Here is a 9,370-nt window from a genome sequence, read left to right as displayed (position 1 = left end):
GTTGAACGGTTTAATTATTTGAACCAAAATGAATAAAGGGTGAGGCTCTTACATAAAATAGGGCCGCTTTCCAGGAGGTATATATGAAACTTTTAAAAACTTTGGCTGCTTTGACAGTACTTGCAGTTGGAACTTCAGCTTTTGCAATTGGCGGAACTGAAATCATGACAAAGGTCTATGACCGCCAGAAACCTGATTTTACAAAGGCAGCTGTTCAGCTTATTCTTGCTAAGAACGGCAAAGTTGAAGAAACCCGCAATGTCGGTGAATACGGCCGATGCAAGAACAATCTTTCTGATGTAGTAATGATTTTCCTTTCACCTGCTTCAGTCAAAGATACCCGCTTCTTACAGAAAGAAAATGACGGAAAAGACGATGATAAATGGATTTATCTTCCTTCTCTCAAAAATACACGCCGTGTAGCATCTTCAGATGGTGCAAAATCATTCGTAGGAACTGACTTTTCTTATGACGATATGAGTACACGTGAAGTTGCTGATGATACACATGAGCTTCTTAAAGAAAGTGAAGACAAAGGAAACTTCAAAGACCTTTATGTTGTAAAATCAACTCCAAAAGATCCTAAATCAAGCCAGTATTCTTACCGCATTTCTTACATCACAAAAGATGCATGGATTCCAACTTACATCGAGCTTTACGACAAAAAAGGTAAACTTGTTAAAGTAAACGAAATCAAGTCTATCAACAAAATGCCTGGAAACGGCGGCCGTGTTTATAATGTTCCGATGGAAAACGTTATGACAAACGTTCAGACAGGACATTCTTCAACAATCAAAATGGTAAACATCACTGTTGACCAGCCGCTTCCTGACCGTTACTTCACTCAGGACTTCCTTTCAACTGGCAAGTAATTCATAATGCTGAATGCATAATTTAAAACCACGAATTACACAAATTATCACGAATTATAATCTAAAATTAGTGAATATCAGTGTAATTAGTGGTTTTTTTTTGTTATAATGTCTTCATGGAAAAAATTAAAGCCGTTTTGTTTGATATGGACGGCGTTCTTTTAGATACTGAATCTTTGTGTAAAATCTGCTGGAGAAGGGCAGCAGAAGAATATAATCTTTCCAATATTGATGAAATTTTTATGAACTGCGTTGGCAGAAGCCGTGCTGACACTACGCGCCTTTTGCAGAATTATCTTCCAGATGAAAATACAGCTTCTTCTTTCCGCGAAAGGGCGGGAGAACTTTTTGATGTTGTCTGGCATGAAGAAGGCTTAAAAAAAATGCCTTTTGTTTCTGAATGTCTTGAGTCACTTAAAAAAGCAGGCTTTCGTCTGGCTGTTGCAAGTTCAACCTGGCAGGTAAAAGTTCATCCTCAGCTAAAAGAAGCCGGTATTTTTGATTATTTTGAAACAATCACTACAGGTGATATGGTTACTCATTCAAAGCCGGATCCCGAAATCTATTTAAAAGCAGTTCAGTCTCTTAATCTTTCACCGGAAGAATGTGTATCAATTGAAGACAGCCCGAACGGTGTGCGTTCATCTTTTTCAGCCGGTGTAAAATGCATTATGGTCCCGGATTTAATTCCTGCTGACAGTGAAATGAAAGAGAAAACCTGGCAGATTTTAAAAAATCTTAAAGAGGTAAAAGAATTTCTGTGCAAAAAAGATTAAATACAATGTCTGTCATAATTCATAAATTCAGTATCATAAAAATAAGTCACTTGCTTTCTGCATTTTTTTTAATGCTTATTTTTTTTTCATGTGCTTCTTCAGATTTTTCTTCTGTTTCTGATTCAGATTTTCCTGAAACTGTCCGTCTTGCTCCGGATGTAAATGCTGAAATGCTTTGTGCAGATTACTGGATTCAAAAAGCAATTAATCCGCGTAAAGTTAAAATGAGCCTGAAAGAAATTGCCCTCTGGAACCGCATGAATGAAAGTGTGCGTTATCCGAAGGAATCTGATTTTGCAATTGTTTCTGATTTAAGAAAATTTGATTCTGTAATGACTGCCCTTGAAATCAGAAGTTCCATACAGCGCTATCCTTCAAATTCTGTCTGGTATAAAAAAGTCAGTTCTAAAAATGGTGAAGAAATTAAAGTCATTTCTCAAAAAAACTGGCGTGCAATTTTTGAAGAAATGAATCATTCAGGTCTTGAAACCCTTAATTATTTTATGGGCGGAAAACCTAAAAATGAAGAACTGGCAAAAAAGGATTATCCTGTAAAAAAAGCTGTTTGTGTACGCCGTTCAAATTTACGCCTTGTTCCTGATGACACATTTTACAGCGATGATAAAGAATACTGGTATGATGACATTGCACAGAATTCGGGAATCTTAATGAATGAACCGGTTCTGGTTTTGTGGGAAAGCAAAAGTAAAGAATGGCTTTTTGTAAAATCTTCTTACTGTACCGGCTGGATACATTCAGCTGATATAGCTTTCTGCTCAGACGAAGAATTTATGCGCCGTTTTGATTTTGCTTCAAAAAATCAGAAGGATTTTGTAACAATTACTGATGACTGTTTTAATTTACCGGCCGGAAATATTCTGATTGAAGAAAATTCCGGTTTTGAAAATGGAGTTTCTGTTTTTATGGGAACATATCTTTTTACTTCAGACTGGAATAATCTGAATAGTGAAAAAAAATTTCACAACCGTACTCCGTATGCAAATTATTTAATTGAACTTCCATACAGAAAATCCGACGGAACGCTTGGAAAATCTTATGCCTGCCTTCCGGTTTCCTGCTGTACTCAGGGGCTTTTATCTTACACAACCGAAAATACATTGAATCTGGCTTTTAAAACATTAGGAAAACATTACGGCTGGGGTGGAATGACCGAAAGCCGGGACTGCTCAGAATATCTTATGAGTATTTTCCGCTGCTTCGGTTTTAATTTTGCAAGAAACAGCAGAAGTCAGCTTGCTATGAGCGGAAAAACTGTGAGTTTTGAGCAGAAAACGGTATCTAAAAAGAATTCTCTTCTTTCTTCTGTGGAACCGGGAACTTTGATGGGATTTCCAGGGCACGTTTTTATGTATTTAGGAAAATCAGGGGAAAATCATTATGTAATAAGTGCGCTCGGCTCATATTATTTTAATGAACTTAAGGTAGATGCTAATTCTGTCAGCATAAATACGCTTGAAATGAAACGAAAAACCGGCCAGTCCTGGCTGGAACTTCTTTCAAAAGCAAAACTTTTATATAACGATTCTTCATTTTATGATAACCGCGTTTTTTTTAATCAGAAATGGCAGTTTGCAGAATTTTCAAAAATTAATTCAGGTTTTTCTTATCTTTATAAATCAGATGTAAAAAATCCTAAAAATATTGTCGTTGCAGTAAATGCAGGGCACGGAACAAAAGGCGGAACAAAAATAAAAACTTACTCTCATCCGGATAAATCTCCTAAAGTAACAGGCGGAACTAATGCAAAAGGGGCTGTTGAATCAATTGCTGTTTCCGGCGGAATGGTTTTTAATGACGGAAAAACTGAATCAGAAGTGAATTTAAGGACAGCACGTCTTTTTAAGGATTTGCTTTTAAAAGAAGGTTATGATGTACTTATGATCCGGGATTGTGATGACGTTCAGCTGGATAATATCGCGCGGACTGTTATTGCAAATAATAATGCATCAATTCATATTGCACTTCATTATGATTCTGACTCCCAAAAAACTGATAAAGGCTGTTTTTACTGTTCTATTCCTGAAGAAATTAAAAATCTTTCTGGCGTAAAAAAACACTGGAAGAAAAGTGAAAAATTAGGAAAATGTCTTATCAGAGCTCTGGAAAACAATGGTCTGAATATTTATAACGGCGGTTCAATTGAAGTTGATCTTACGCAGACTTCTTTCAGCACAATTCCAACTGTAGATATCGAGCTTGGAAATCAATGTACTGATACAGACACAAATGAACTTGAAAAACGTGCAAAAGCTCTTCTTGAAGGCATTGAACTGTTCTTTAAATAAAAAACAGTGTACATCTGCGCTAATCTGTGCTAATCTGTGGATTGTAAAAAACGAGGACTTTATGAAAACTTCTATTGCATGCATTGCCTTTGACGGCGAAAAAATCTTAATAGCACACAGAAATCCTACAGGTCAGATGGGAAACCGCTGGGAATTTCCGGGCGGAAAAGTTGAAGAAGGTGAATCTGACGAAAAAGCAATCGTACGCGAATTTGAAGAAGAGTTCGGCGTAAAGGTTTCTGTAGGCGAAAAAATTGCCGAAACTTTTTTTATTCATAACGAAAAACAGGTAGCGCTTCATGCATACGAAATAAAAGTTCCTCACGATGGAATTGCTCAAAAATATTCTCTTACAGAGCATACAGAGTACAAATGGGCGCTTCCTGCAGAAATTCCGACACTTAATTTTGTTGATTCTGATATGCTGATTTATCCTGATGTCGTAAAATGGGTGGCATCAAAAAAATGAAAAAATTAATTTTACCTGTTTTGTGTGCTTTACTGTTTTCCTGCACTAAAAATAATGGACAGATTGAAATGCAGAGTCTTGCTCCGGAAGAGCTTTCTCCACGAATTGAATGGGCTTTAATTTCTGACCCGTATGTTGCCTGCCGTAAACAGGCCGGATATGAGTATGAAACCATTGCTTCGTTCCGCAAAGGCGAAATTTACGAAATCAAAGGAAACTGTACGATTATTGTCGATAAAGGCGAAAAGGAAGAAAAAAAAGAAAAATGGTACGCGCTTGAAGAAGGCTGGGTTCCTTCAGGCACTGTACGTGTTTATTCAAACAGACTTAAAGCCGATAAAGCCCGCTCTGAATTAAAGTAGGCCTGCAATCTGCCGGACATTTTCTGAAGAAGAAGAAATATTTGCATTGAAGTCTGAAAGGCTTTTGATTCCGTCTGCAATCTGCTTTAATGTAATAAAAATCTGTTCGCTTGAGCTTTTGAACTGTCCGACATATTCAAGAATTTCATGCGAACTGTCAGCCGTACTGTTGGAAGACTGCATGATACTTTCAAAGCCTGTTTCAAGACTCTGTGCACATTCATAACCGGAGTCAATCTGCTGAGTGCCTTTTTCACTGTCCAGAATAAGTGTGTCGCTGGCTTTCTGTATTTCTGTAATCCGTTCCTTGATTTCTTTAATGCTGTCGATGATATTGTCTGAAAGGCGGCGGATTTCTGTTGCTACAATGTGGAAGTTCTTTCCGGCTTCACCGGAACTGGAAGCTTCGAGCTCTGCATTGAATGCGATGATTTTTGTCTGGTCGGCAACTACATTGATGATTGACACAATATCCCAGATACTGGAAATCTTTTTGTTTAATTCTTTGATACCTTCGATGGTAAGATTGTTTGTATTTTTAATATTGAGAAGTTCATTTACATTGTTTTGAAGTGCTTCTTGGCCGCTCATTACTGCCTGACGGGATTTTTCTGCAAGGCTTGTTACATGCTGAATTTTTTCGCTTATGCTTGAAACGAGAATTGTTGAGTCCTGCATAGTGGCTACAATCTGTTTTACAGCAGCACTCTGATTCTGACTTGTTTCTGCAGATTCTTTTGTTGCTGTTGCGAGTGTTGAAGTTTCTTTAAGAAGCTTTGTGCTGGTTTCCCTTTCTGTACGCTGAATTTTTTTGATGATAAGATTGTAGACACAAAAGCATACACCGGCTGTAACTATAGAACCTATTAATGCATAAACTAAAAATTTGGAAAAACTGTTTTCTCCTGGATTTTTAATGAGATTAATAGGTACTGTAACCATATTCATAAGAGAAATGTAAACGCAGGTTCCTACGGCAACAGTAAGATTCTTAGAAAGATTGTTGCTTACTTCGATTCCAATTTCACGCATTTTATTTGCCATGAAAATTTTTTTTGTAAGGAAAACTACGAGAGTGTAGCACAGAAAGCCGGTTCCGACACTTTGAAGCTCGATGATAATAAAAATGATTGGGTCAAATGGAACAATTCCTTTTGCGGATTCGATGATTGAAGTTGAGCCTGCCCCAAGCAAAAAGCCGATAGCCTCGCCTATAGCGATAGCAATGTCGAATTTTTTATAGGAAGACTTTGCCGTTGCAATATCTTCCTGTGTGATTGAGTTTTTATCTTTTTTGCCTTTACTTATGACTTTTTCGAATCTTGAAAGAATCGGTTTTTCTGCGATAACGCAGCCTAAAATTAAGAAGAAAGATATCGAAATCGTCGGAATGCACTCAAATATAATTGCACCAGGTCGTTCATAAATAAAACCGAAGTGAAAAATCCTGAGAAAAAATATTCCGAGATATGTCGATATGAAAATTAAAGGAACAAAAAATCTAAAAGCAGTCATTATCCTTCTCCTTCATGTTTAAACGCTTATCTCATATTATATACTTGAAATTGTCATAAAGCAAACTGAAATTTTCTATCTGTTGATTATACTGACAGCTTCTTCCACGCTGATTTCTGCAAACTGCTCGCGGGTCTGAAGATTTTTGAGCGTAATAACACCTTTTTCTGCTTCGTTTGAACCGATTAAGATTCCCCACTTGATTTTTTTCGCATCAGTTACGGCATACTGCTGGTTCATTTTTTTAGCTTCCGGGAAAACTTCGACTTTTACGCCTTTTGCCCGCAATTCTGCCGCAACTTTCTGGTAAAGAACGACAAGATTTTTGTCCATGCAGAAAATTTCAGCGTCGAGGTAGCTTCCCTTGGTTTCGATTTTGCCAAGCTGTTCAAGACCTGCGATAAGCCGGTCAAGGCCGATTGAGGCTCCGACTCCAGGAAGCTTTGTTTTTGTGTACAAACCTGCAAGATTGTCGTAGCGGCCGCCAGAGCAGACAGAACCGATTGAAGGAAGTTCGTTTAAGAATGTTTCGTAAACAACGCCTGTGTAATAGTCAAGACCGCGCGTAATGCTCGGATCTAAAACATAAGTGGATTCGATTCCGGCTGCCTTCATCATTTCGTAGATTTCTTTCATACGAAGAGAGTCTTCGCTTTCTCCGCCGCTCATCTCTTCAATCATTTTGAGCGTGCTTTCAAAATCACCCGCACCTGCTATGTATTTGAGAATTTCACCGGCTTTTTCTTCTGAACCTGTGTATTCAATAAGCTCTTTCTGGACTTCTTCTTTTCCGACCTTTGCAAGTTTGTCTACAGAGCGCAGAATGTCTTCAGATTTTTCTGAAACGCCCAGTTTGCTAAGAAAACGGTTAAAAATTCCCCTGTGATTTACGTGAATCGTAATATCCGTAACACCGATTTCAGCAAGAGCTGCCTTCATTATTGAAAGAATTTCAAAGTCACTTGCAGCAGAATCGCTTCCTACTGTGTCGATGTCGCACTGAACGAATTCGCGGTATCGGCCGGCCTGAGGTTTTTCTCCGCGCCATACTTTTGCAATGTGATAGCGTTTGAAAGGAAAGTAAAGCTCACTTTCGTGTTCTGCAGTAAAGCGTGCAAAAGGAACGGTAAGGTCAAAACGAAGTGCAACGTCACGCTTTCCGTTGTCTAAAAAGCGGAAAACCTGTTTTTCTGTTTCGCCGTTTGATTTACGGAGCAAAATTTCTGAATATTCAAGAACAGGTGTATCAATTGGAACAAATCCAAAAGAGCGGTAAACGCGCGTAATTTTTTCCTGTAAGTCAGTTCGTACAATTTCTGATGAAGGTAAAATGTCTCTGAATCCCTTAAGGACTCTTGGTTGAATAAGTTCTGCCATAATGTGCAAAGTTTATCAAAAAAAATGGAATTTATCCACAGATTAACACAGATTTGTGTAATCTGTGGTTTTATCTTTCCAGCGTGGCAAAATGATTTTTCACCAGCTTTCCGCTTTCAGTAAGTTCATCATCACTCCAGCCGCTTGTTTTGCTGCATGATGAGAGAATTGCACTGGCTGTTTCGCCTTTGTTGCTTAAACTCCAGTTTAAATGGCTTATGCTGTATTTTTTGCATAAATCAAACCATTTCTGGCTTTCTGATTCGTTGAAGCCTCCGTTTCCGCTTGCATCACAGGTTCCGAATTCTGTGATAAAAACCGGAAGACCTGCATTGACTGCGTTTTCAACTCTTGTTCTGTAAGAATCTGTGTGACTGTTTGCATAGAAATGGAAAGTGTACATCACATTGCTGAATGACAGCGGATTTGCGAGCGGTCCTTCAATGTCCTGACTCCAGGTGTTTGTTCCTACAATAATAACTGCATCGCTTGCGTACTGCCTTATAACAGGAATTACTTCTTCGGCGTATGGCTTCAGTACTGAATCCCATTCTGAACCTGTCGGCTCATTACAGATTTCATAGAGAACATTACCGTAATTTGCGTATTCTTCTGCGATTTCTGCAAGGAAGGTTTTTGCCTCATCTTTTGTATCGTTCGGATTATACTGATGAACATGCCAGTCAACAAGGACGTACATTCCGGCATTAGCTGCGTACTCGATTCCGTTTTTGACGATTTGCCTGAGATTCGCCTGGTCGCCTCCGTTACAGTATCCGTTATAATCTTTCGGATAAAGAACGAGCCGTATGCAGTTTGTGTTCCAGTCATCGACAAGCGTTTTAAAAGCATCTTCGTTCACGTATCTTGAAAAATCATCTCCGAAATTGAGGCCGTGAGTGCTCATTCCGTAAAGCTGATATTTTTGATTGTGCACGTCATAAAGATATGCGCCTGTTACATGCAGTTTTCCGTGGTTTGCATAAGGAGTGCCAGTTACGCTGGTTGGTTCAACCTTTGTTGTGACATCAGATGTTGTTGAATCACTGCCTGTGTTTGAGGAGTCTGCTGTTTGTGTTGTGCCGTCAGTTGAACTTGAAGAAGAGTCGCCAGAAACCAAAACAATTTTTGTTACGACAACACCATATCCCATAAGAGCGAAACCGTTTTCTTTGAGAGAAGCTGCATTTGAAGAAGTGACAGTGTAGGTGAGCGGACTTGAATCAGGAACGACCCCTGCGCTGTTTTCTCCGCTTTCTGTATGCCCTCCGGAATAACTTCCGCCTGTAAGTTCTGTCCAGGAAGAGCCCATAGAATCAAGCTGGAGTTTTTTGTAAGAAGTTGCAGTAGATGAAGCGTACCATTCAATCTGAATGCAGTTTCCTTCAGTAAATGAAGCAAATTTATCTGCAGAAATCTGAATGTTTATAGCCCAGCCGCTGTCATTAAAATCCTGAGCCCCGCTCCAGATTACTGTTGATGTTGAATTATCTGTGACCTGAGAATTGTCGTCTGTTTTTGTTTCGCTGTTCTGAAAATTCTGTGATTCGTCTGTTTTAGATGACGATTCTGAAGTACAGCTGAAAATAGCTGAAATGATACAGAAAATAAATAATAAACAAAAATTAGTTTTTTTTGATTTCATTTTTTTATTCTCCCGTTTCTACACAAATCATTACAGGTACATGATCTG

At 38.6% G+C, this 9,370-nt stretch carries 8 protein-coding genes; 5 read left to right on the top strand and 3 right to left on the bottom strand.

Translation table 11 applies throughout. From position 1 onward, the window contains the following. Positions 1-83 precede the first annotated feature (83 nt). The 5 genes from ACKI5B_RS08025 to ACKI5B_RS08005 all read left to right on the top strand — a co-directional run bounded on the left by ACKI5B_RS08025 (position 84) and on the right by ACKI5B_RS08005 (position 4,785). Complete coding sequence (locus ACKI5B_RS08025) at positions 84-872, top strand: outer membrane lipoprotein-sorting protein (protein ID WP_407427568.1); 789 nt, start codon at positions 84-86, stop codon at positions 870-872. A gap of 116 nt (positions 873-988) precedes the next feature. Further along, entirely contained in the window at positions 989-1,648 is a 660-nt protein-coding gene (locus tag ACKI5B_RS08020) for an HAD family hydrolase (RefSeq protein WP_407427566.1), read from the top strand. Between the two features lie 71 nt (positions 1,649-1,719). Next, the gene (locus tag ACKI5B_RS08015; RefSeq protein ID WP_407427564.1) at positions 1,720-3,954 is read left to right on the top strand and encodes an N-acetylmuramoyl-L-alanine amidase; all 2,235 of its coding nucleotides are present in this window, start codon (positions 1,720-1,722) and stop codon (positions 3,952-3,954) included. Positions 3,955-4,015: 61 nt separating this feature from the next. Beyond that, positions 4,016-4,423 (top strand): (deoxy)nucleoside triphosphate pyrophosphohydrolase, encoded by a 408-nt coding sequence (locus ACKI5B_RS08010; protein WP_407427562.1) that lies wholly within the window; start codon positions 4,016-4,018, stop codon positions 4,421-4,423. After that, positions 4,420-4,785: a hypothetical protein gene (locus tag ACKI5B_RS08005; RefSeq protein ID WP_407427560.1), complete on the top strand. Its 366-nt coding sequence runs from the start codon at positions 4,420-4,422 to the stop codon at positions 4,783-4,785. Before ACKI5B_RS08010 ends, ACKI5B_RS08005 begins: the two co-directional genes overlap by 4 nt. Here ACKI5B_RS08005 and ACKI5B_RS08000 read toward each other — a convergent pair. The 3 genes from ACKI5B_RS08000 to ACKI5B_RS07990 form a co-directional block, all read right to left on the bottom strand. Beyond that, entirely contained in the window at positions 4,777-6,300 is a 1,524-nt protein-coding gene (locus ACKI5B_RS08000; RefSeq protein ID WP_407427558.1) for a methyl-accepting chemotaxis protein, read from the bottom strand. The two genes, ACKI5B_RS08005 and ACKI5B_RS08000, sit on opposite strands and share 9 nt — an antisense overlap. Before the next feature lie 75 nt (positions 6,301-6,375). Further along, a complete protein-coding gene (hisS, locus tag ACKI5B_RS07995; protein WP_407427556.1) occupies positions 6,376-7,677 on the bottom strand; it encodes a histidine--tRNA ligase in 1,302 nt (433 codons plus the stop codon). A 70-nt stretch (positions 7,678-7,747) separates the two neighbouring features. Continuing rightward, positions 7,748-9,322: a glycoside hydrolase family 5 protein gene (locus ACKI5B_RS07990; RefSeq protein WP_407427554.1), complete on the bottom strand. Its 1,575-nt coding sequence runs from the start codon at positions 9,320-9,322 to the stop codon at positions 7,748-7,750. Positions 9,323-9,370: the final 48 nt, after the last annotated feature.

The sequence above is a fragment of the Treponema sp. genome, assembly GCF_045657965.1.
GTDB lineage: Bacteria > Spirochaetota > Spirochaetia > Treponematales > Treponemataceae > Treponema_D.
Note: the sequence above shows the minus strand (reverse complement) of the source record. Positions and strands in the feature narration are given on the sequence as shown.